The sequence below is a fragment of the Rhodoferax sp. EU05-FHT12H12 genome, from assembly GCF_058791215.1.
This window is the reverse complement of the sequence record NZ_JBYTDI010000003.1, coordinates 1-23,577: the sequence shown is the minus strand read 5'-3', so window position 1 is coordinate 23,577 and position 23,577 is coordinate 1. Positions and strand designations below refer to the sequence as shown.

The window sequence follows — 23,577 nt, the reverse complement described above, 5'->3', positions numbered from 1 at the left end:
CAGTTACGGTAGCAATCGCGGCGACTACAAACACTGCCAACAGCTTGACCACCATCAGTAGTACGGTGACCCAGACTGACAGGGCACCCAACTGAACAAAAACGAGTGCGAGTGAAAACAAAAACAGTGCTACCCAGAACATTGATACCTTTCATGAATAAAAAAAACCCCGGAGCTACCGGGGCTGAGTGAGGTGCAATTGGTGTTGCCACCATGAGTTGATTTTTCTAGTTTGAGCTCGACTTCAGCGCTGCATCTACCTGCTTCACACGTGACCGGAGAACCCAAGACACGATTGCAAAGACAAGCGGTATTGCAGCCTGAATCAAGCGTGTACTCAATGGAGCTGACGATGTGAAGTCCAAGAGCGTGAAGAGAGTCATGATGACAAAGGCAATGCTGTTGAGCAAGTACAGCCGCTTTATTGCAATACTCCCAGGACCAGGCATGAAAGCCAACCCAAAGACTGCAGCAATTACCAACAGAACCAACCATTCCAAGACGAAGACGCCTGGAAGAAACAGACAAATACTCACAAAGATTCCGGCCCGCCATCTTGCGGCGGTCATGTCCTTATCTGCATTGAAATATCCAGCCACATAGGACTGCGTAGCCCTGGAAGCAGCATCTGCTTTTTGAACGGCGCCCTTCTGCATTTCTGCAAATTGTTCCCTCTTACGCCGGCTCTCCGCTTCGATCAGTTTTTCGTCATCCTTAGACAGCTTCAACTTGAACACTGCGTAGAGGACGATTCCCCCAAGAAATAGCATTCCACCAATGGTGATTGCCATTCTTCTCTCTTCCATTAAGTGGATGTTGACAATGGGCGCTCCTGGTAGCGAAACGGGCATGTTCAATGCATAGAGCATCAATGCCACGCCCAAGGCGATCAGTATTTTTCCAATTGTTCCGACCTTCATATTTCCTCCCGTTAGATTTGGTTTGGCTTAGTTTGTAACGAATTACGTGACGACAATTATCACGCGTGTCACGAGACTCGTTACATGCCTCGTGATGAATCTCGCGCCACCTCAATCGTCGGAAGACGAATGAAAGAGCTGCGCGAAGAATTGGGGTTGTCTCAGGAAAAGATCGGCGTTGCGATCGGTATAGACGAGTCCAGCAGCCGGGCTCGGATCAGTCGGTATGAGCTTGGTGTGCATGAGCCACCGGTACCGACTGCCAGATTGATTGCCCATGCAATGAACGCGCCGCTGTCCTACCTGTACTGTGAAGATGACAAGGTGGCTGTGCTATTGTTGGCATTGCACCAAATGAAGCCTGCTGCCAGGGACAGGAAGGTGGCGGAGTTGTTGGGACTGCTTGCCTAGTGGGCTCAACCGGCCCGCGATTGCATAACCAAGAAAATTCCAACTGCGCCAGCAAAGAACAGTCCGAAAGACAGGAATCCTATGGCTGCAGCAATATTCCTGAACACGCCCCCGAATCTGTTCCACTTGCCATCAGCACGCTCTCCTAAGCTAAGTGAATTGCCGTAGAAGGCTTGGGATAGGTAGCGAAATGCTGTGGCACTACCTGCGCACCCTAAGCCGAGCATGAACATCAACCATGCAGCCCCCAATGGGGACAACAAAGAACCCCACTGTCCCGCCCCATTCGCCTTCAGGCCCTCTGCAAGCAACGCAAGCAAGGCTGCGGCAGCGCCACCGTTTATAACAATGGACGATTTCAATGCAGTTTGACCCGCTTCAATCACCGCCTTGAACATTTCGATAGAGGCGGCCGAGGATGACGCCAATTGAGCTTTCCACTGCTCCAACTGCCTTGTGTGCTGCACCTCGGTTTGCGTCTGAGTCGCTGTTGCTGATTTTTCCCAATTGTCCAAATACTTGTTCAATGCTTCTACTTGAACAGTTGGCTGGGTAACGCCCTTCAACGCATCACGTAAATCGGCTATTAGCTCTTTGGCGTCCATATATCTCCCGAAACAGTTGTGGATTAATTATGTGGATTCATCGCTCAGCAGCGCTGTGCTCGCAATCGTCCCATGGGAAAACATTGCATCCACAGTGGGGAACTACGACTGTTGACTTCGTGATAACACCCGACGATTGTTTGGCAGCGGCCTTAACAGCACCGCCAGAGGGCTCGCTTGCCGCTTCCAGATTAGGAATCCATCGCATGAACGGCGAGAGGTCGGCAACATCAGTGATGTACCAGAGCTTCTTGGTACCGTCCCAACGGGCTCCAAGCGCCTTTACGGCATCCTTCTCTGCGAAGGGTGTGACTAGATTAATTCTCATGCTTTGAATTATCACCACGCAATGCGAACTACATCCAGCGCCAAATCGCCACAAGAATCTGACGTCCAGGCAGGGTGTCAGGGAGGCGCCAATGCAATTTGGCGTCAGGTCTCTGGCAGTAGGTGTGCTTCATGGCTCGCTCCCCACAGGCACAGGAATACCTTGGCTTAACCATTCAACGACAGCCACCTCAGGTTCACTGAGCTGCCACCGCTGGTCATTCCAAAGATCTCTAGCCACCTCATCTCGCTGTTCACGTTGAAGGCGGGGCCATTGCGCATGTAGGCGTGCGGAACACCTTGCTACCCATTCATTTGCTTCCATTGCTGCTTCTCCAAATTACATTTACTGTTTATTTGTACAGTATATGCAACTCAGAGAAAAACACAAATCAAACAGCTAGGTGGTCAGCCTTGTGAGTCAGTTCTGGTTAGGTTCGCGCCACTGATAGAGCTTTTCAGCATCAATTGCCTTTGCATCCAAATCGCAAGCTCGGCGTACCCAGGCTAATGCGCATTGGTCGGTAATGTTGCGGCAACCAGATTGATCTTGAGATCTTCGCATTCGCCTTTGATCTTCAAGAGGCAGGATTTAAATCGCTCCACATCTGCAGATGTGATGGTTACCAGCATGTCCTTTTTGACTCCAATTTCGGTGAGCACTTGTTTTGCAAAGGCTAGTTGTTTCTGAATGTTCCACAGATTCTTAACGCTGGGGACGGTCGGCATACGGCTGAGAGGAAGATTTGAGAACTCTGCAACCAAGGCATCACATCGTTGGGTCAGTGTGTGGCTAGCGTTAAATCCACCCTCGAAGTACGGTGCGACCAATTCCGACAACATATCGGACATTTCCTCTACGGCGATTTGAGCAACTGCCAAGGGGGGCGCATAAAGCTCGGCATATCTCTGGGCGTGTTGTTCCAATTGAATCTCATCACTTCGTTTAGCGTGGGCTTCTGCAAGCTGTCGGCTGACCTGCGCCTGATGTCGGCCAATAAGAATTGCAGCAATGATGGCAATGATGCTGCCGATTGCCTGCACCCACGCTGCCCACTGTTCGCTTGTGACATTCGTTAAAAAACAAAGCTCGTTCATTTAGTGTTATCCGTAGGAAGCAGCAGAATCCAAATGAAAGTCCGAGGGTACATCAACGTGTGAGGGGAAATGGGTATGTAAGCGGACGCGAAAACTGTGCGGCGCGATTACCGGACCGTCCCGGCACACTTGGTGGCACCCAGCCCTAATCTGGCTCACGCCACGAAGTGACCTTGTCGCGAATGAATGTGACCTCCCCGCCGTTCGTGTAATACCAAAACGCCACATCACCACCCTTGACCCGAGCGGGCTCCCCCAACACAGCTCGTACATCGCTAGGTGACATTCCACTTTTTAATAACCGCCAGTTTGTTAACGCCATCCAACCGTCGCCGGACTGCATGGACATAGGATTCGCACTTGATTTGCCTTGTGCTGCTTCCAGCTTGGATAACCGAAGTTTTATCTCCTGAATCTCTTTTTCCAGTTGTTCAGTTCGGTCTCCGCTTTGGGCGTACGAACTAAAAGCAACAGTAAGTGGAAGGCAGGCGATTGCAACTGTCTTGAGCGTCAGGCGTATGAATTGGCTCATCTTGGGTCTCCCGAGGCTGAAACATTCAGCAGCTGGCGCAATTCTTCCATAGAGCTCAGTAGCAGTGAGCCTGTGGCCATAGTCGCCGCACCGAACCTACCGAACTGCCTCACCAGCTATCGCCAATACCTTCCCGCGCCAGAAAGCAAAAAGCCCATCGCAATGGACGGGCTTGGTGCATAAAGAACCAAATGGAGCGGAAAAAGAGGCTCGAACTTTCGATCTATACCTTGGCAAGACAACCTGGCGCACTCACAGAAGCTGCCAGAACACAAAATTCGGGGAATGACTGAGCGCTATGCCAAGGCTTTAATGGGGAAACGGTTAAAGCCGCTTCGTTAGGTATTTTCAAGCGGGTTTTGGATGGACTCCAAAATCTCACTAGCGTCTGCATTCCGAATAAAGAAATAGAAGGTCGAGTCGACCACTTGTAAAATTCGTTGCTGGGCGTCATAGGCAAAAATTGGAGGTGATATTGCCTTAACCGATTGCAAATTTGCCAAGCCGCCCAAAAGATTCGTCATATCGTTACTGCGTACATCGTCAGACCGATGGTGAACAACCCTGATCCAGTCCCAAATTGTGCTTTTCCGGGCACCATTGGATATACCATCAAACCCGTGCTCCATGATCGTCCTGACCAAATAGTAGGGGAGAAATAGAGGTGGCCTGTCGCCTTTAGCACCGCCAGATGTGTGTCCGGCTGCAATTGCCTCTAACGCTCTTTGGTGGCGTGAAGCGTAATCATTGGTTTTGGTAGAAATCGCTGCTGCCAAGTACTGAGCGTCATCCAAATTAACCAAATTATCGCCAGTTTCTCTTACTCCACCGTTGAGACAAATATGTTTCAGGAGCTCTTGAAACACTCCAATACTGGAAAAGGAAGCGGTAATGGTATCTGTCAGAACTTGATTTGAAATACTCACATTAAGGGCTGCACAACCCACGGTCGCAACTCGTCGGAAGTCATCATGCTTCCATGGTTCCACGGGCACCTCAATAGTCCTATCAAGCAGGTCTCCATTGAATTGGGCCATGCGGTTTTTCTCCCGCCAAACACCAAGAATTACGAATAAAACATTCAATTCTTGAAAAGCCCTTAAATCAAAAGCGAACTGCTGCTGGACCTCGTCAGTCAAATAGTGGAAATTCTCAAGGATGATCCATTTCTTGGAGCCCACGCGCGTCAGGAGATCAGCAACACTTTGAGGCAATTCAAGATTAAGCGGAACCTCCTCCCACTTGGTTTCTTTGCCGGAATTAGCTTTTGTGGAGCCAACCGTTTCTGCCTCTGCACCGCCAAAGAGCGGAATCATTGCCTTAAATTTCGCGCCAAAGGATAGGCTTGACTCAGTACCGGACTTTTCAGTTGTTGAAGAAGAAATTCGCACCCCTGCTTGCGCAAGAACCGTCTGATAGATGTCAATTAATTGGGTTTTGGGCGTGAGGCTGACAAGAATATTCTCACCATATGGCAGGTGCTTAGACACCAATGCCGTCTTCCCTTGCTTGGAAGAACCATACACAATAATTTGCTTGTGCGCCTTCAGAGCTTCCTGAAAGCTGTTGTCAACGTCATCCCGCTCCACGTAAGAGAGCACTCCATGAGACGTTACGCCAAATACTTCTTCTACTTTCGCCATTCCCCTGTCTCCCGTCAAAACATACATTTTGTAGAAATACAGACTCGATTGTAGAAAGGCCCCATGCAGAGAACGAGGGAGGGCCAAAAAAAATGGCTTCCATTGCTGGAAGCCATTTTTAGGTTTGGTGGCCTGGGGCGGAATCGAACCACCGACACAAGGATTTTCAATCCTCTGCTCTACCGACTGAGCTACCGGGCCTGAGCCTTGAATTATAGCATTAGTTTAGGGGCCATTCCGCTTGCCGCGGGTCAGATCCACACCCAATTGTTTGAGCTTGCGGTACAGGTGGGTACGCTCCAGGCCGGTTTTCTCCGCAACCCGCGTCATCGACCCATTTTCTTTGGCCAAGTGGTACTCAAAATATGCCTTCTCAAACTCGTCCCGCGCTTCACGCAGGGGCTTGTCCAACATGAAGCGCTGCTCGGACACCGGACCAGCATCCACAGCGACCACGGCATGTGCCGCGGGTGAAGCGACAGGCTCTGCGGCCAGGAAACTGCTTGCTGGCAGTGGCACGGTTTTGCGCAAGTTGTTGCGCGCCAACCCCTGTTCCACCGCCTTGAGCAGTTTTTGCAGGGTGACCGGTTTTTCCAGGAACGCAAGAGCACCGATTTTGGTGGCTTCCACAGCGGTATCGATGGTGGCGTGGCCACTCATCATGATGACGGGCATGGTGAGGGCCCCCGTAGACGACCATTCCTTGAGCAAGGTCACGCCATCGGTGTCTGGCATCCAGATATCCAGCAGGACCAAGTCCGGGCGCTCACGCTGGCGCGCGGCACGGGCTTGTGCGGCATTCTCAGCAAGCTCGACGGTGTGGCCTTCGTCATTGAGAATTTCCCAGAGCAATTCCCGAATGCCGTGCTCGTCGTCTACTACCAGTATGTTTGCCATTGTTAGCGCAGTCCCTTTGATGCCCTTGTCCGCACTCAACCTTGTGCGCTGTGGTCTATAGCCAATGATAACGACACTTGCGCACCTGTTACCTTGCCTTCAGTGGTGCGGTTGGTGATATCCACACGCGTGCCATGCTCGTCAGCAATTTTTTTCACTACCGCCAGACCGAGCCCCGTGCCCTTGGTTTTGGTGGTGACGTAGGGCTCAAAGGCGCGCTTGAGGATGTGCTCCGGGAACCCCGTGCCTTGGTCTTGAACCGATAGCCGCACACGGTCTGCAACAGCCAGGTGCTGGGTGCGCAAAACGACACGGCCAGGCCCCGACAAAGTCGCAGACTCTGTCGCGTCCTGCGCGTTTTGCACCAGGTTGTGGATCACTTGCCGCAGTTGCTGCGCGTCACCCCGCACAGGGGGACAGGCTTCGTCCAGATCAGCGACCAGGACCACCTTGCTGACATCGGATTCATAGAGTTGAAGAACATCACGCACCAGTGCATTCAAATCCACCGGCTTGAGTTCTGCGGAGGGCAAGCGCGCGTAATCACGAAACTCATTAACCAGCCGCTTCATGGCGTCGACCTGGTCGACAATGGTTTTCACAGACTTGGTCAGAATGCCCAGTTCGACGCCCTCCAGCTTGCCGGCCAGCTTCATTTCCATGCGCTCCGCAGAAAGCTGAATCGGGGTTAGCGGATTCTTGATTTCGTGGGCCAACCGGCGCGCGACTTCGCCCCATGCCTGGGCTCTCTGCGCGGAGACGATTTCGGAGATGTCGTCGAACACCAACAGGCGCTGGGCACTGGGCAACTCCGCACCCCGTGCCACCAGCGTGACTGCGCGTTCAAAAGGACTTTGGATCGCAGTGTTTCCACCCAGTTCGAAAGACTGCTGCCAGTGATCCAGCCCATGCTCGGCGCGGTTGGTCAGATACTGGGCAAATTGGTTTTGCACCGCATCACCAAAAGTCTGCAGGCCCGGCACCTCGGAGAGAGGCTGGCCTTCGTATGCGGTCAGCGGCAACTGCAGTATGCGGGTAGCCCCGGGATTGGAAGAAACGATACGGCCATCGGGCGCCAACACGACAACCCCCGAGGTCAGGTTGTCCAGAATCGTCTGCAAATTCGCACGGGCAGCGTCTACCTGTGACATGCTGGCTTCCACCGAGAGGCGGGCATCCGCCAATTGCTGCGTCATCGACGCAAAGGCGCGTGTCAGCCCGCCCAGTTCATCGCGCCCCTGCATGGCAAGCTTGGGGGTCAAGTCCCCTGCCGCCACCTGACTCACGCCCTCCGTGAGCAATAGCAGGGGTTTGGCGATCTGATTACCCAGGACGACAGCGAGCAGCACGGCACCAAAAACGGCCAAAAAAAGGCTGAGCGTCAGCGTGCCGATGTACATGCGCTTGAGGCCCTCACGGGCCAGGGCTCGTTCCTGGTATTCACGGTTGGCAGCCTCCACCGCCAAGGCGTTGGCCACCAAGCCCGTTGGCAGCGTACGCGAGACCAGCATGTAGCGAGTTTCTGCGGACAAGCCCAACACCGAACTCGAGACCGGCACCAGGGCCTTGATCTGCGCATTGGCCAGGGCCCCGGGAACCGCGTCTTCAAGCCCCTCGACCCAAGCCAGAGCGCGCTCTTGCCGCGCGGCCCGAAACTGGCTGGAACTCGGCTTGTCCGGGCTCAGTTGAAACCGAGACAGCCCCACACTGGAAATCAGCTTGCCAGAGCCGGACCAGACCGTGATGTCAGTCGCCCCCAATTGGTCCAGCAAGCGCTCGGCGACCTCGCCTGTCGCGGAGTCACTGGTTTCCACCAACTGGCTGGCGGCCGCACGCGATTTGGTTGCGAGGTCGCTGGACAAGGTTTCCAGGGTCACACGCCCCAAGCTCAGCCCTGCCTCCAACGCACCCTCGACCTTTACATCGAACCAGGTTTCGATGGAACGAGACACGAATTGGTAGGACACCACGTAGATCAACAGTCCGGGCATGACCCCAACCAGCGCAAAGATGGTGGCCAACTTGACCAGTAGACGGCTGCCAAAACGCCCTTGTCGTAGGCGTGCCATCAGCCGATAGCCAACCCACGCGATGGCCACGCCCAACAGGGTTGCCACCACCACATTCACCACAAATAAGCGCGCGTAATTCTGTTCGTAGAGTTCGCGGTTGTTGGTTGCTTGGGTCAGCAGGTACAGCAACAACAGGCCAATCAGCACCATGGCGGCGGCCCCCAGTGCCACTGCTCGCCGTACGGCGCGCGAGGTCTGGTGCCCAGGATTGGTCACCAGATTCTGCGCAGGCTTCATTTCACGACCTCTGGTGGAAGAAGCTCTGAACGCACGACGGAGATATCCCATTCCGACTGGCCAATCGCACCAATCTGGAAGGGCCGCGGCAACTGCCCCAGATCCAGACGGAAACGAAACTCGAAACGGTGGCGCACCGTGGGATCCAGTTCATTGGCGCCCGCAACACGCCAACGCGAAATCCGCTTGATGGTGACAAGAGCTTGCTGCAGAGTGTCAAAACTCTGGTTCAAGGCGAGGCCTTGGCCGGTTGCGCTCGCGGCCCCCGAACTGATATTGAGTCGCCAGCGGCGTGTGAGCGGCTGAAACGCCAAACGAAAGTGGCGGGCAGATGAGGCAACGGACTTGTCGTACCAGTACCACCGTTCGCGCAAAAGCTCCGTTTCGGCCACGAACACCATAGGAATGCCTTTGAGCAAGGCCTCCTCCACGGTAGCGGACAGCTCAAATTGCAGTTGGGCCGAGAAGCTCAGCTCTTCGCTGCTGCGCTCCAGCTCGAAAGACGCGATTTCTGCAGCCCCTTGGGCTCTACCCAACAGGCAGAAGCTCAAAAAGCAGGCGGTCAAGAGCCAGCGCACCGCCCACTCAGGCCGCACGCTTCTCAAAAAGTGCATAGAAAAAACCGTCGTGGTCACCCAAGGGATTGTCAGCCACAACCGGGTGATCATGGCTGCCACGCGGCAGCAAATGCCCCGGGGATGGCAGCAAAGTGGCATCAGTGTTGTGTGCAAGAAACGCTTGCACTTGATCATCCCCCTCCGCCCGAAAGATGGAGCAAGTGCAAAACAGCAGCCGCCCACCAGGCATCACCAAGGGCCACAAAGTCTGCAAAAGACGACGCTGAGTGGCTGCCAGTTGGGCTACATCGCTTTCCCGACGCAACCAGCGTATATCGGGGTGACGGCGCACAATGCCCGACGCAGTACACGGTGCGTCCAGCAAGATCAAATGGAAAGGACGACCATCCCACCAGCTAGGCACGGCACTGGCATCCGCCACAATCACCTGCGGGCAAAGGCCCAGCCGCTGCACATTGCTGTTAATACGCTGTGCGCGGTGCGCATCAACCTCCAGCGCCACCACCTCGGCGTCGGTGAGCTCCAGCAAATGGCCAGTCTTTCCGCCTGGAGCGGCGCAGGCATCCAAAATTCGCCACGCTCCTGCGGCTGCGTAGCCCTCGACCAACAAGGGTGCGGCAACCTGGGCGGCAGCGTCCTGCACCGATACCCATCCGTCACCAAACCCCGGTAATGCCTGCACAGGCGCGGGTTGCAGGAGCTCAATGGCGCTGGCCGACAAGTGTTTCCCACTCAGACCTGCGGCCTGCAGCAATGACAGATAGGTCTGTGGCTGCACACGACGCTGGTTGACGCGCAAGGTCATGGGTGCATGCCGGTTGGCTGCTTCCAAAATCTGCATCCACTGCTGGGGGTGGTCTTGCTGCAGGCGCGCAATCCACCAGCGTGGGTGATTCCACAAGGCCACAGGGTCCGCATCTGTGGCGGCCAGCAGGGTTTCGCGCTCACGCAAAAACCGCCGCAAGCACGCATTGATAAAGTTGGCCTGCGCCTTGGTTTCAGGCTGCCGCTTGGCGGCCTCTACCGACTGGTTGACGAGAGTGAACGCATCGTAAGCACTGTCGTCGGCGTTCCAGGCCAAGGCCAGCGCCGAGCACAACAGCGCATCGGCCATGGGCGGTGGTGCCTTGCGAACCAGTTGAGCCCGCAGTGCCTGCGCACGCCCCCAATGCCGCCAGACATGGAAACACAAGGCCTGAACGCCTCCGCGCAACGCGGCGTCCACCGCCTCCAGTGCCGTGGTGCCTGATGTGCCCGACATCACGGCTTGGTTTACCCGCGCAACGTGCTGCAATTGGCGCCACAAAGGAGGCGCATTTACCGATTGAGTCATAAGTCAAAGTTGTCCGGCCACATGGAAGCCCATTAAGGCCGCCACCCAGCGGGCCGGGTATTGTTGAATCGCTTCGTTGTAACGCGCAATGATCTGGTTGAAGCCCCCACTGGCACTTTGCACTTTGAGACTGGCGGCCGCCCAAGCTGCCTGCATTTCCTCGGGCATCACCGGCCCCGCCAAGTCGATGGCCCCGTCACTGGCATCCCCCCATGCTGCGTACAGTGCGGTCCACGCCGCGGCGAATGCAGCCACGACATCTGGCTGCAAGGATGCCGACCGGGGCTGTGCCAGCACCTGCTCCAAACGAGTTGCTGCTGCGTGCACTTCAGTCCATGGGGTTGCTGCCAGCGCCACCCCACGCCCCTGATAGGCCTCTGCATATTGCTCAACCAAACGCACGCAAGTACCTGCATGCTTTTCCACCACCCCCAACACCTCCAGCGCACGTGCGCGCAAGCGCATCAGGCGGTTGTAGAGGCCTACGCCCCAAAACAGGAGAAGGGCCAGAGCCAACCACATCAGCAATGACAGATCCATCATGACGCCCTCAAAAGAAATGCCCCAAGCTGCAGACACATGCTTGGGGCATTTGCACTAACGCAAGACCAACGGATTATTCAGCCGAAGAGCCCTCATTGGCTTCAAGTTCGCCAGCAACATCGGCACCACCGGCCAGCTCAGCAGCTTCGGCCTCAGCAATGGCGCGGCGCTCGGCGTCGTCCATCGTTTCGCGCACCTTGCGGGCCTCATGGTAGGCCAGACCGGTACCGGCGGGAATCAGACGACCCACGATGACGTTTTCCTTCAGACCGCGCAACTCGTCACGCTTGCCCATGATGGCTGCCTCGGTCAGAACACGGGTCGTTTCCTGGAAAGACGCCGCAGAGATGAAGCTGTCGGTGGACAACGACGCCTTGGTGATACCCAACAACAGGTTGGTATAGGTCGCCGGGATCTTGCCGTCTGCACGTAAGGCGTCATTGGTGTTGAGCATTTCAGAACGCTCCACCTGCTCACCATTGATGTAGCCAGAATCTCCCGCGGCTTCAACCACCACGCGACGCAACATCTGGCGAACGATCACTTCAATGTGCTTGTCGTTGATCTTCACGCCTTGCAAGCGGTACACGTCCTGGACTTCGTCCACGATGTAGCGGGCCAGCTCTTCGGAACCCAGCAGGCGCAGGATGTCTTGCGGATCGGCAGGGCCGTCCACAACGCTTTCACCCTTGTTAACCACCTGGCCTTCGTGCACCAGGATGTTTTTCTCCTTGGGCACGAGCTCTTCCCAGACCTTACCTTCAGGGTCAGTGATCTGCAAACGGACCTTGCCCTTGGTTTCCTTACCGAAGGACACGGTGCCGGTCACTTCAGCCAAAACACCCTTATCCTTGGGCGAACGGGCTTCGAACAACTCGGCCACACGCGGCAGACCGCCGGTAATGTCACGGGTCTTCTGACCTTCGATCGGTATACGCGCCAGCACTTCGCCTGGACCCACGTCCTGACCGTCACGCACCTGCACCAGGGCGCCCACGGGGAAACCAATAGTCACCGAGTGGTCGGTACCAGGAATCTTCACTTCGTGGCCGGAGGCATCGATCAGCTTGACCTGAGGGCGAACGACCTTGGCTGCGCCGCGGCGCTTAGGGTCAATCACAACCAGAGTGGACAAGCCAGTAACTTCATCAACCTGCTTGGCGACCGTCAGGCCTTCTTCCACATTTTCGAAATGCGCCTTGCCGGCAAACTCGGTAATGATGGGGCGTGTCAGGGGATCCCAGTTCGCCAGAATCGCACCGGCCTTGACGGACTGATCGGCCTTGACCGTCAGGATCGCGCCATAGGGCACCTTGTGGCGTTCGCGCTCACGGCCATGCTCATCATGGATGATGATTTCGCCAGATCGAGCAATCACCACCAACTCACCCTTGCTGTTGGTGACATAGCGCATCGTGGCGTTAAAGCCGATTACGCCATTGGACTTGGCTTCCACACTGGAGGCGATGGCCGCACGCGAAGCAGCACCACCGATGTGGAAGGTACGCATGGTCAGCTGGGTACCAGGCTCGCCGATGGACTGGGCAGCAATCACACCAACGGCTTCACCGCCGTTGATCAGGCCGCCACGACCCAGGTCACGTCCATAACACTTGGCGCAGATACCAAAGCGTGTTTCGCAAGTCAACGCGGTACGCACCTTGACTTCATCCACGCCTGCAGCTTCGAGCTCTTCGATCAGGTCTTCGTCCAGCATGTCACCGGCCTTGGCCAACACCGAACGGTTCTCGGGATGCAGCACATCGTCGGCAGTGGTACGGCCCAGCACGCGGTCGCGCAGGGACTCAATCACTTCACCACCTTCGACAATGGCACGCATCAGGTAGCCATTGTGAGTGCCGCAATCCTGCTCGGTCACCACCAGATCCTGCGTCACGTCAACCAAGCGGCGGGTCAGGTAACCGGAGTTGGCAGTCTTCAACGCCGTATCGGCCAGACCCTTACGGGCACCGTGGGTGGAGATGAAGTACTCCAACACGTTCAGACCCTCGCGGAAGTTCGCCGTGATGGGTGTCTCAATGATGGAGCCGTCTGGCTTGGCCATCAGACCACGCATACCTGCAACCTGACGGATCTGGGCTGCGGAACCACGGGCGCCAGAGTCAGCCATCATGTAGATGGAGTTGAAGGACTCTTGGGCGACTTCCTTGCCGTGACGATCAATCACCATCTCTTTGGAGAGCTTGGCCATCATCACCTTGGACACTTCGTCACCCGACTTGCCCCAGATGTCCACCACCTTGTTGTAACGCTCGCCAGAAGTCACCAGACCCGAGACGTATTGCTGTTCGATCTCTTTGACTTCCTTCTGCGCGCGGCCAATGATGTCATGCTTTTCAGCAGGCACCAACATGTCGTCGATACAGATGGAGATACCAGCTTTGGTTGCCAAGCGGAACCCGCTTTGCAGCAGCTTGTCAGCAAATACCACCGTTTCTTTCAATCCGCACTTGCGGAAAGAAACGTTAATGAGCTTGGAGATTTCCTTCTTCTTCAACGCCTTGTTGATGTTGGAGAAAGGCAGGCCTTTGGGGAGGATTTCAGACAGCAACGCACGGCCGGCCGTGGTTTCCCACAGTTTGGTCGAGGGTTCGAACTCACCGGTTTCCTTGTTCTTGGTCCACTCGGTCAAGCGTACGTTGATGCGCGCATTGAGTTCGACTGCACCACCGTCAAAGGCGCGCTGGACTTCACCGGTATCGGCAAAAATCAGGCCCTCACCCTTGCCGTTGATACGGTCACGGGTGGTGTAGTACAGACCCAGCACCACGTCTTGGGACGGGACGATGGATGGCTCGCCGTTGGCGGGGAACAGCACGTTGTTGGAAGCCAGCATCAAAGTGCGTGCTTCCATTTGTGCTTCTACCGACAAAGGCACGTGAACAGCCATTTGGTCACCGTCAAAGTCGGCGTTAAACGCCGCGCAAACGAGGGGGTGCAACTGGATGGCCTTGCCTTCGATCAGGATGGGCTCAAAAGCCTGGATACCCAAACGGTGCAGCGTAGGCGCACGGTTCAGCATCACGGGATGCTCTTTGATGACCTCTTCCAGAATATCCCACACGACTGGCGTGCCGGATTCGACTTCCTTCTTGGCGGCCTTGATGGTGGTGGCAATACCCATGGCTTCCAGGCGCGCGAAGATGAAGGGCTTGAACAACTCCAAAGCCATCAATTTCGGCAGACCACACTGGTGCAGCTTGAGTGTGGGGCCCACAGTAATCACGGAACGACCGGAGTAGTCCACGCGCTTGCCCAGCAAGTTCTGACGGAAACGACCGGATTTACCCTTGATCATGTCGGCCAAAGACTTGAGCGCGCGCTTGTTGGCACCTGTCATCGCCTTGCCACGACGGCCGTTGTCCAGCAAGCTGTCCACGGCTTCTTGCAACATGCGCTTTTCGTTGCGTGCAATGATTTCCGGCGCCTTGAGTTCCAGCAAACGGCGCAGACGGCTGTTGCGGTTGATCACGCGACGGTACAAGTCGTTCAGGTCGGAGGTCGCAAAGCGGCCACCGTCCAGCGGCACCAAGGGACGCAGGTCCGGTGGCAACACGGGCAGCACATCCAACACCATCCATTCAGGCTTGATACCGGATTTCTTGAACGCTTCCAGAACCTTCAAACGCTTGGCGTTTTTCTTGATCTTGAGCTCAGAACCAGTCAGGTCATTGCGCAACTTCTCGATTGAGCCGTCGATGTCAATGCTCTCCAACAGGTCTTTGATACCTTCGGCGCCCATCTTGGCAATGAACTCATCGCCATATTCTTGGAACTTGGCGTCGTAATCATCTTCCGACATGATGCTGTACTTCTTCAGCGGAGTCATGCCGGGGTCGGTGACCACATATGCTTCGAAATACAGCACACGCTCGATGTCACGCAGCGTCATGTCCAGCACCAAGCCCAAGCGGCTGGGCAAGGACTTCAGGAACCAGATGTGTGCGCACGGCGCAGCCAGGTCGATATGGCCCATGCGTTCGCGACGAACTTTGGTCTGCGTAACTTCAACGCCACACTTCTCGCAGATCACACCACGGTGCTTCAGGCGCTTGTACTTGCCGCACAAGCATTCGTAGTCCTTGATAGGTCCGAAAATCTTGGCGCAAAACAAGCCATCACGCTCGGGCTTGAAGGTGCGGTAGTTGATGGTTTCAGGCTTCTTGACTTCGCCGAAAGACCAAGAACGGATCTTCTCAGGAGAAGCCATGCCGATCTTGATGGCATCGAAATGCTCATCGGGCGTGAACTGCTTGAACAGGTCGAGTAAAGATTTCATGTGACTCTTTCCCTTGTCTTTAAGAACGATCCAGCTCAATGTCGATGCCCAAGGAACGGATTTCCTTGACCAACACATTGAACGATTCCGGCATGCCGGCTTCAATAGAGTGTTCGCCCTTGACGATGTTTTCGTACACCTTGGTACGACCTTGCACGTCATCGGACTTGACCGTCAGCATTTCCTGCAGCACGTAGGAAGCACCGTAGGCTTCCAACGCCCACACCTCCATTTCACCGAAGCGCTGACCACCGAACTGGGCCTTACCACCCAGAGGCTGCTGGGTCACCAAGCTGTAAGGACCGGTAGAACGGGCGTGCATCTTGTCGTCCACCAAGTGGTGCAACTTCAGGTAGTGCATATAGCCCACGGTGGTCGTGCGCTCGAAGGCATCACCACTGCGACCGTCATACAGCTGCGCTTGCGTACGTGTGGCGGTCAGCCCCTTGGCCTTGGCTACATCGTCCGGGTACGCCAGCTGCAACATGTCGCCGATTTCCTTTTCCGTCGCACCGTCAAACACGGGGGACGCAAATGGCACACCACTGGTGAGCTCTTGGGCCATTTCCTGCACTTCTGCATCAGACAGCTGTGCCAAGTCTTCCTTGCGACCAGCGCTGTTGTAGACCTGCTCCAAGAAACCTCGGATTTCTGTTGTCGCAGCTTCGCGCTGCAACATATCTCCGATACGTTGACCCAAGCCCTTGCCAGCCCAGCCCAAGTGCACTTCCAACACTTGGCCGATGTTCATACGCGATGGAACGCCCAACGGGTTCAACACGATGTCCACCGGGGTGCCGTCCGCCAGATAGGGCATATCTTCGACAGGCGTGATCTTGGAAACAACACCCTTGTTACCGTGGCGACCGGCCATCTTGTCACCAGGCTGCAGGCGACGCTTGACCGCGATGTAGACCTTAACCATCTTGAGCACGCCCGCAGGCAACTCATCTCCCTGGGTGAGCTTCTTGCGTTTTTCTTCAAATGCCAGGTCGAAACTGTGGCGGGTTTGTTCCAGCGAGTTCTTGATGCTTTCCAGCTGGCTTGCCACCTCTTCATCGGCAGGACGAATGTCAAACCAGTGGAACTTCTCGACAGAAGTCAAATAGGCCTTGTCCAGCTTGGTGCCCTTGGCCAGCTTCTGAGGTCCGCCATTGGCAACCTTGCCGGTCAACAACTTCTCAATACGGTCAAATGCATCAGCTTCAACAATACGCAACTGGTCGTTCAGATCAAGACGGAAGCGCTTGAGTTCGTCGTCAATAATCTGCTGTGCACGGCGGTCGCGCGTGATGCCTTCACGGGTAAAAACTTGCACGTCGATCACGGTACCGGAGCTGCCCTGATCCACACGCAAAGAAGTGTCTTTCACGTCGCTGGCTTTTTCGCCGAAGATGGCGCGCAGCAGCTTCTCTTCTGGAGTGAGCGTGGTTTCACCCTTGGGCGTAACCTTGCCGACCAACGTATCACCAGGCAGCACTTCTGCGCCGACGTAGATGATGCCGGACTCATCCAAACGGTTCAGTTGCTGCTCGCTCAGATTGGGAATGTCGCGGGTAATTTCCTCCGCACCCAACTTGGTGTCACGCGCCATCACCACGAGCTCTTCGATGTGGATGGAGGTGTAGCGGTCTTCGGCCACCACGCGCTCACTGATCAAAATCGAGTCTTCGAAGTTGTAGCCGTTCCAAGGCATAAACGCCACCAGCATGTTCTGACCGATGGCGATTTCGCCCAAATCGGTGGAAGCTCCATCGGCAATTACATCTCCCTTGGAGAGCTTATCGCCCTTCTTGACGATGGGGCGCTGATGGATGTTGGTGTTCTGGTTGGAACGTTGGTACTTGATGAGGTTGTAGATGTCCACGCCCACTTCCCCGGCTTGCGCTTCGGCGTCGTTCACGCGAATCACCACACGGGTCGCATCCACATAGTCCACGATGCCGCCACGGGTAGCGGTGACCACCGTGCCCGAATCGACTGCAGCAACGCGCTCAATACCGGTACCCACCATGGGTTTTTCAGGGCGCAGCACAGGCACAGCTTGGCGCGACATGTTGGCACCCATCAAAGCGCGGTTCGCATCATCGTGCTCCAGGAACGGCACCAGGGACGCCGCTACGGACACGATCTGCGCGGGCGACACGTCCATGTACTGCACGCGGTCCGCGCTCACCAGGATGGATTCACCCTTTTCACGGGCCGACACCAAGTCACCGATCAGCACGCCATCCTTGTTCAGGGTAGCGTTGGCCTGGGCAATCACGTACTTGCCTTCTTCGATGGCAGACAGGTAGTCGATATCGTTCGTCACCTTGCTGTCTACCACACGGCGGTACGGTGTCTCGATGAAACCGTATTCGTTCAAGCGGGCGTACAAAGCCAGCGAGTTGATCAGACCAATGTTTGGACCTTCAGGCGTTTCAATAGGGCAGACACGACCGTAGTGGGTCACGTGCACGTCACGCACTTCGAAGCCGGCACGTTCACGCGTCAAACCACCCGGGCCAAGGGCCGATACACGGCGCTTGTGGGTGATTTCGGCCAGCGGGTTGGTCTGGTCCATGAACTGGGACAGCTGCGAGGCACCGAAGAACTCTTTCAACGCGGCCGAGATAGGCTTGCTGTTGATCAGGTCGTGCGGCATCAGAGGCTCTTGCTCGGCTTGGCCCAGACGTTCCTTCACAGCCTTTTCGATACGTGCCAAACCGGTACGGTACTGGTTCTCCGCCAGTTCGCCCACGCAACGCACGCGGCGGTTGCCCAAGTGGTCGATATCGTCAACGTCGCCACGGCCGTTGCGCAGATCCACCAGGATCTTGACCACAGCCAAAATGTCTTCGTTGGTCAGCACCATAGGGCCGGTCGATTCCGAGCGGCCCATCTTGGCGTTGAACTTCATGCGACCCACGCGCGACAAATCGTAGGTGTCGGGGTTGTAGAACAGGCGCTGGAACAGCGCTTGCACTGCGTCTTCTGTCGGTGGCTCGCCAGGACGCATCATGCGGTAGATCGCAACACGCGCAGCAAACTCATCGACTGTTTCGTCGGTACGCAGAGTCTGCGAAATGTAGGCGCCTTGGTCCAGTTCGTTCGTGTAGATGCAGGCCAGATCCTGAATGCCTGCAGTACGCAGCTTTTTCAGCAAGGCCTCGGTCAGCTCTTCGTTGGCCTTGGCCACGATTTCACCAGTGTCACCGTCGACCACATTGCGGGCCACCACACGACCAATCAGGAAGTCTTCGGGTACGCTGATATGCGAGGTGCCAGATTGCTCCAGCTCACGCGTGTGACGAGCCGTCACGCGCTTGTCCTTTGCGACCACGACTTTGCCAGACTTGTCTGTGATGTCGAAACGGGCTACTTCGCCACGCAGACGTTCAGCCACAAATTCCATTTGCGCGCCGCTGTCCATCAAACGGAAGTTGTCGTTGACAAAGAAGTTTGCCAGGATGGATTCGTTGTTCAGGCCAATGGCCTTCAACAGAATCGTGACCGGCATCTTCCGGCGGCGGTCCACACGGAAGTACAGCAGGTCCTTGGGGTCGAATTCGAAGTCAAGCCAGGAACCGCGATAGGGGATGATGCGTGCGGAGAACAGCAACTTGCCCGAGCTGTGGGTCTTGCCCTTGTCGTGCTCAAAAAACACACCAGGCGAACGGTGCAACTGGGACACGATCACGCGTTCCGTGCCGTTGATGATGAAGGAGCCCTTGCCAGTCATCAGGGGCACTTCGCCCATGTAGACTTCTTGTTCCTTGACCTCCTTGACCACCTTGTTTTGACCGGTCGACGACTCGCGGTCATAAATGATCAGTTGGACTTTGGCACGCACAGCGGAGGCGAAGGTCAACCCACGGGTTTGGCATTCACGCACATCGAACGCAGGCTTGGCGAGGTTGTACTCCAGGTACTTCATCTCCACAAAACCGTTGTGAGAGACGATGGGGAAAGCAGCTTCAAACGCAGCCTGCAGACCTTCTGCAGTTCGTTTTTTGGGGGCAACATCGGCCTGCAGAAACGCGGTGTACGCGTCTTTTTGCATCTGTAGCAGGTAGGGAATCTCGAGCACGCTATCGCGACTACCGAAGTTTTTGCGAATCCGCTTGCGTTCTGTGTATGTGTAAGCCATTAGATCTCCGGGCAAAGGCTGAGGAATCCTGGGGGTCCTAGGCGACTGTCGTGTTGAGCACCACTCTCAACAGGCTTGGTGATTGGCCACTACCAATCATTGGCGGACGGTCGCGCATTGCACGCAACCCGAACCAAGGCATCTTCTGCAGTCGGATCAGAAGACACTCAAAAACAGTTTGAAAACCGTTTTTGAGTGCGCACTAATTTCAAAGCTCACAAGCAGCAAAGGCTGGAGGCCCTTTAAAGAACCTCCAGCCCAGGCAAAGCAGTCGATTACTTGAGTTCGACCTTTGCGCCAGCTTCTTCCAGCTTCTTCTTGGCAGCTTCAGCATCAGCCTTGGCAACACCTTCCTTGACAGCCTTGGGAGCGCCATCCACCAAGTCCTTGGCTTCTTTCAAGCCCAGACCTGTGATTTCGCGCACGGCCTTGATGACGGACACTTTGTTAGCGCCGGCTTCAGTCAACACCACGTTGAATTCAGTCTTTTCTTCAGCAGCGGCAGCGGCACCGCCACCAGCGGCAGCGGGTGCTGCCATAGCAGCAGCGCTCACACCAAACTTCTCTTCGATGGCTTTCACCAGGTCGTTGAGTTCCATGACCGTCATGCTATCCAGCGCGGTCAAAAATGCGTCTTTATCGAATGCCATTTTGATTTCCTAACAATATTGGTTTCTACAGGCAGTCCGCAATTAAGCGGCCACTGCCTCTGCGGGGGCAGCTTCTGCTGCACCTGCGCCACGTTGCTCCGCCAAAGCCGACAGCACGCGTGCGGTACGGGAAATGGGGGACTGCATCAAGCCCAACAACTGCGCCAACAACACTTCCTTGGAAGGGATGCTTGCCAATTGCTTCACGCCGTTCACGTCCAAGGCCTTGCCGCCATACGCACCAGCACGGATCACCAACTTGTCGTTGGTTTTCGCGAACTCGGCCACCACTTTTGCGGCGGCGACTGCGTCTTCGGAAAAGCCATAGATCAGAGGACCGGTCATCTGGCCGGACACGACGTCGAACTGGCTACCAGCAACAGCACGGCGGGCCAAGGTGTTTTTCAACACACTCAGGCTCACACCAGCGCTGCGCGCGGTATTGCGCAGTTTGGTCATGTCAGCGACCGTGATGCCGCGGTATTCCGCGATCACGAGCGTTTGAGCTTTAGCGGCGAGGCCGGTCACATCACTGATGACCGCTTCTTTCTCACTGCGATTAAGACTCAAGGTCTACTCCTTTAAATGCACCTTGCAACTTGCGTTACGCGGTGCTCCACATTGCAGCGACCAACTGTTAACAGAATTCACATTCCATCTGCAGCGGGATCGCCATCTGCGTTGGCTTCAAACTATTAAGTGCAGTTGCCTGCACACCAACGGTCTTGGATGGCTCGTTCAGCCAGCTGGCTGAACGACCCACCACCCTAAGCCGCCGTTTCCGGAGGCTTAAATTTGCGATTACGCCGAGATGGTTTGCAGGTCCACGCGGACACCAACGCCCATGGTCGACGAAACAGCGATCTTGCGCAAATACAAGCCCTTGCTGGAAGCAGGCTTAGCTTTGTTCAAAGCATCCACCAACGCAGCCAAGTTACCTTGCAGCTTTGCAGCATCGAAGGAGTTGCGACCAATGGTGCTGTGCACGATACCGGCCTTGTCGACACGGAACTGCACCTGACCAGCCTTGGCATTCTTCACGGCAGTAGCCACATCAGGAGTCACGGTACCGACTTTGGGGTTAGGCATCAAACCACGTGGTCCCAGAATCTGACCCAAGGTACCCACAATGCGCATGGCATCAGGGGCAGCAATCACGATGTCGAAAGGCATGTCACCGGCCTTGACCATGGCGGCCAAGTCGTCCATACCCACAACGTCCGCACCGGCGGCCTTGGCCTCTTCAGCCTTCGCACCTTGGGCGAACACAGCCACGCGCTTGGTCTTGCCAGTGCCGTTAGGCAGCACCACAGCACCACGCACCACCTGGTCAGACTTCTTGGCATCGATGCCGAGCTGCACAGCCACGTCGATGGATTCATCGAATTTGGCGTTGGCGAATTCCTTGACCAGGCCCAGGGCATCGGTCAGTGCATACAGCTTGTTGCTGTCGATCTTGCCAACTTGGGCTTTTTGCTTTTTAGTGAGCTTGGACATTTACACGCCCTCCACATTCACGCCCATGGAGCGGGCAGAACCAGCGATGGTACGAACGGCTGCATCCAGATCGGCGGCAGTCATGTCTTTCATCTTGGTCTTTGCAATTTCTTCGAGCTGAGCACGGGTGATCTTGCCAACCTTGTCCTTCAGAGGATTGGAGGATCCCTTGTCCAACTTGATGGCCTTCTTGATCAGCACGGTGGCTGGAGGCGTCTTGATGACAAACGTGAAGCTCTTGTCAGCAAATGCTGTGATCACCACAGGCAAAGGCAGACCGGGCTCGACACCTTGAGTCTGCGCATTGAATGCCTTGCAGAACTCCATGATGTTCAGACCACGTTGACCCAAAGCTGGGCCAATAGGGGGGGATGGATTGGCTTTACCAGCTGGCACTTGCAGCTTGATGAAACCAACGATTTTCTTCGCCATGATTTCTCCTTACGGGTAATAGCGCCTTGGTTCTGAACAACTCAGACCGTGGCTCCCCGGGGTTAACGACTCTTATCACCCATTCGCGCCGAGTCGGACAACGCAAATGCAATACCAGCCATCACTGGCTGGCAAATCTCAGGTTTTCTCGATCTGAGAAAACTCCAATTCAACCGGCGTGGAACGGCCAAAAATAGTGACCGACACGCGCACTTTGCTTTTTTCGTAATTGACGTCTTCCACCGAACCGTTGAAGTCGGTAAATGGACCTTCTTTGACGCGCACAAACTCCCCCACCACAAATTCAATCTTGTGGCGTGGCTTGTCAGTGCCTTCCTGCATCTGGTTGACGATCTTCATCACTTCGGCTTCAGAGATCGGTGCAGGGCGATTCTTGGCACCACCAACGAAGCCCGTCACCTTGTTGGTGTGCTTCACCAAATGCCAAGTGTCATCGTCCATGACCATTTCCACCAGCACATAGCCGGGGAAGAACTTCCGTTCGGTCGTTTTTTTCTGACCATTCTTGACTTCAACCACCTCTTCCATGGGAACGAGGATGCGGCCGAACTTGCTTTCCATGCCGGCACGGTTGATGCGCTCCAGAATATTGCGCTCCACAGCCTTCTCCATGCCAGAGTAGGCATGCACCACATACCAGCGCAAATCTGGATTCACGGGTGCGGACACAGGCTGCTCTGCAGCGGAAATCACCACATCATCAGTCATTATTTTTTCCACCCCAGAATCAGATCGTAAAAAAGCCACTCAAGCGTCTTGTCCGTCAGCCACAGGAACAAGGCCATGACAAGCACAAAACCAAAAACATAGGCCGTAATTTGAATCGCTTCCTTGCGTGCAGGCCACACAACTTTGCGCACTTCGCGCCAAGCATCCTTGCCGAACGCAATGAGTTGCCGACCCGCCTCAGAAGCAAAGAAAGTCGCAGCCGCCAAGCCCAAGCCCAACAAAAGGGCCGCCCACTGCGCCAAAGCTCCCTGCTTGCCCAACAAGTAGAAAGCAGCAAGGGCGCCAACCACCAGCAGTGCAGCAACCGCCAGTTTGGCTTTGTCTGCGCCGGTATTGACAGTTTGAACTTGTGTCGTGGCCATAGTCTTTATTCGCGTCTCACTTGTACTAAATTTCAGCATCCTCAAGACGCTGAAGCCCGCTACACCGTAGCGGGCTTGCTTGCCACCTATTCCCAGGTGGCAGGGGCAGTAGGAATCGAACCTACAACCTTCGGTTTTGGAGACCGACGCTCTGCCAATTGAGCTATACCCCTAGAGTCCCTTACGCGATGATTTTTGCAACCACGCCAGCGCCCACGGTACGGCCGCCTTCGCGGATCGCGAAACGCAGGCCTTCTT

The 23,577-nt window shown here is 55.6% G+C and carries 21 protein-coding genes and 2 tRNA genes; 1 reads left to right on the top strand and 22 read right to left on the bottom strand.

Annotated features, from left to right (window positions below):
* Window positions 1–227: 227 nt before the first annotated feature.
* Window positions 228–920, bottom strand: a complete 693-nt coding sequence (locus tag AC3WS7_RS09570) for a hypothetical protein (RefSeq protein ID WP_492656195.1) — start codon at window positions 918–920, stop codon at window positions 228–230.
* 129 nt (window positions 921–1,049) lie between these two features.
* On the opposite strand from AC3WS7_RS09570, the gene AC3WS7_RS09565 reads away from it, so the two are divergent.
* Window positions 1,050–1,331, top strand: coding sequence for a helix-turn-helix transcriptional regulator (locus tag AC3WS7_RS09565; protein WP_492656194.1), 282 nt, complete (start codon window positions 1,050–1,052; stop codon window positions 1,329–1,331).
* A 5-nt stretch (window positions 1,332–1,336) separates the two neighbouring features.
* On the opposite strand, the gene AC3WS7_RS09560 is transcribed toward AC3WS7_RS09565, so the two are convergent.
* The 21 genes from AC3WS7_RS09560 to AC3WS7_RS09460 form a co-directional block, all read right to left on the bottom strand.
* Window positions 1,337–1,936, bottom strand: a complete 600-nt coding sequence (locus AC3WS7_RS09560) for a hypothetical protein (protein ID WP_492656193.1) — start codon at window positions 1,934–1,936, stop codon at window positions 1,337–1,339.
* Window positions 1,937–1,973: 37 nt separating this feature from the next.
* Window positions 1,974–2,264 carry a DUF5710 domain-containing protein gene (locus AC3WS7_RS09555; RefSeq protein WP_492656192.1) on the bottom strand — a complete coding sequence of 97 codons (291 nt, stop codon included), beginning with the start codon at window positions 2,262–2,264 and terminating at the stop codon, window positions 1,974–1,976.
* A 506-nt stretch (window positions 2,265–2,770) separates the two neighbouring features.
* Window positions 2,771–3,361: a hypothetical protein gene (locus AC3WS7_RS09550; RefSeq protein ID WP_492656191.1), complete on the bottom strand. Its 591-nt coding sequence runs from the start codon at window positions 3,359–3,361 to the stop codon at window positions 2,771–2,773.
* Window positions 3,362–3,506: 145 nt separating this feature from the next.
* Window positions 3,507–3,893 carry a hypothetical protein gene (locus AC3WS7_RS09545; protein WP_492656190.1) on the bottom strand — a complete coding sequence of 129 codons (387 nt, stop codon included), beginning with the start codon at window positions 3,891–3,893 and terminating at the stop codon, window positions 3,507–3,509.
* A gap of 338 nt (window positions 3,894–4,231) precedes the next feature.
* A complete protein-coding gene (locus tag AC3WS7_RS09540) occupies window positions 4,232–5,536 on the bottom strand; it encodes a hypothetical protein (RefSeq protein ID WP_492656189.1) in 1,305 nt (434 codons plus the stop codon).
* 125 nt (window positions 5,537–5,661) lie between these two features.
* A tRNA-Phe gene (locus tag AC3WS7_RS09535) sits at window positions 5,662–5,737 on the bottom strand.
* A 24-nt stretch (window positions 5,738–5,761) separates the two neighbouring features.
* A complete protein-coding gene (locus tag AC3WS7_RS09530; RefSeq protein ID WP_296471885.1) occupies window positions 5,762–6,433 on the bottom strand; it encodes a response regulator in 672 nt (223 codons plus the stop codon).
* Between the two features lie 35 nt (window positions 6,434–6,468).
* Window positions 6,469–8,742 (bottom strand): sensor histidine kinase, encoded by a 2,274-nt coding sequence (locus tag AC3WS7_RS09525; protein ID WP_492656188.1) that lies wholly within the window; start codon window positions 8,740–8,742, stop codon window positions 6,469–6,471.
* Entirely contained in the window at window positions 8,739–9,377 is a 639-nt protein-coding gene (locus tag AC3WS7_RS09520) for a DUF4390 domain-containing protein (RefSeq protein ID WP_492656187.1), read from the bottom strand. The genes AC3WS7_RS09525 and AC3WS7_RS09520 overlap by 4 nt, the downstream gene beginning before the upstream one ends.
* Window positions 9,328–10,653 (bottom strand): 16S rRNA (cytosine(967)-C(5))-methyltransferase RsmB, encoded by a 1,326-nt coding sequence (gene rsmB / locus AC3WS7_RS09515; RefSeq protein ID WP_492656186.1) that lies wholly within the window; start codon window positions 10,651–10,653, stop codon window positions 9,328–9,330. Before rsmB ends, AC3WS7_RS09520 begins: the two co-directional genes overlap by 50 nt.
* A gap of 3 nt (window positions 10,654–10,656) precedes the next feature.
* Window positions 10,657–11,193: a hypothetical protein gene (locus AC3WS7_RS09510; RefSeq protein ID WP_492656185.1), complete on the bottom strand. Its 537-nt coding sequence runs from the start codon at window positions 11,191–11,193 to the stop codon at window positions 10,657–10,659.
* Between the two features lie 76 nt (window positions 11,194–11,269).
* Complete coding sequence (gene rpoC, locus AC3WS7_RS09505; RefSeq protein WP_296471873.1) at window positions 11,270–15,496, bottom strand: DNA-directed RNA polymerase subunit beta'; 4,227 nt, start codon at window positions 15,494–15,496, stop codon at window positions 11,270–11,272.
* Between the two features lie 19 nt (window positions 15,497–15,515).
* Complete coding sequence (gene rpoB, locus AC3WS7_RS09500; RefSeq protein WP_296471871.1) at window positions 15,516–19,628, bottom strand: DNA-directed RNA polymerase subunit beta; 4,113 nt, start codon at window positions 19,626–19,628, stop codon at window positions 15,516–15,518.
* A 275-nt stretch (window positions 19,629–19,903) separates the two neighbouring features.
* Complete coding sequence (gene rplL, locus AC3WS7_RS09495) at window positions 19,904–20,278, bottom strand: 50S ribosomal protein L7/L12 (protein ID WP_296471869.1); 375 nt, start codon at window positions 20,276–20,278, stop codon at window positions 19,904–19,906.
* Window positions 20,279–20,320: 42 nt separating this feature from the next.
* Window positions 20,321–20,848 carry a 50S ribosomal protein L10 gene (rplJ, locus tag AC3WS7_RS09490; protein WP_296471867.1) on the bottom strand — a complete coding sequence of 176 codons (528 nt, stop codon included), beginning with the start codon at window positions 20,846–20,848 and terminating at the stop codon, window positions 20,321–20,323.
* Between the two features lie 231 nt (window positions 20,849–21,079).
* Window positions 21,080–21,775, bottom strand: a complete 696-nt coding sequence (gene rplA, locus AC3WS7_RS09485) for a 50S ribosomal protein L1 (RefSeq protein ID WP_296471866.1) — start codon at window positions 21,773–21,775, stop codon at window positions 21,080–21,082.
* Window positions 21,776–22,207, bottom strand: coding sequence for a 50S ribosomal protein L11 (rplK, locus tag AC3WS7_RS09480; protein WP_057674553.1), 432 nt, complete (start codon window positions 22,205–22,207; stop codon window positions 21,776–21,778). It lies immediately after the preceding gene.
* A 138-nt stretch (window positions 22,208–22,345) separates the two neighbouring features.
* The gene (gene nusG / locus AC3WS7_RS09475; protein WP_296471864.1) at window positions 22,346–22,936 is read right to left on the bottom strand and encodes a transcription termination/antitermination protein NusG; all 591 of its coding nucleotides are present in this window, start codon (window positions 22,934–22,936) and stop codon (window positions 22,346–22,348) included.
* Window positions 22,936–23,319 (bottom strand): preprotein translocase subunit SecE, encoded by a 384-nt coding sequence (gene secE, locus AC3WS7_RS09470; protein ID WP_296471862.1) that lies wholly within the window; start codon window positions 23,317–23,319, stop codon window positions 22,936–22,938. The genes nusG and secE overlap by 1 nt, the downstream gene beginning before the upstream one ends.
* A 97-nt stretch (window positions 23,320–23,416) precedes the next feature.
* Window positions 23,417–23,492 (bottom strand) — tRNA-Trp (locus AC3WS7_RS09465).
* Between the two features lie 8 nt (window positions 23,493–23,500).
* A partial coding sequence (locus tag AC3WS7_RS09460) for an EF-Tu C-terminal domain-related protein (protein ID WP_198556962.1) occupies window positions 23,501–23,577 on the bottom strand: 77 nt, incomplete at its 5' end.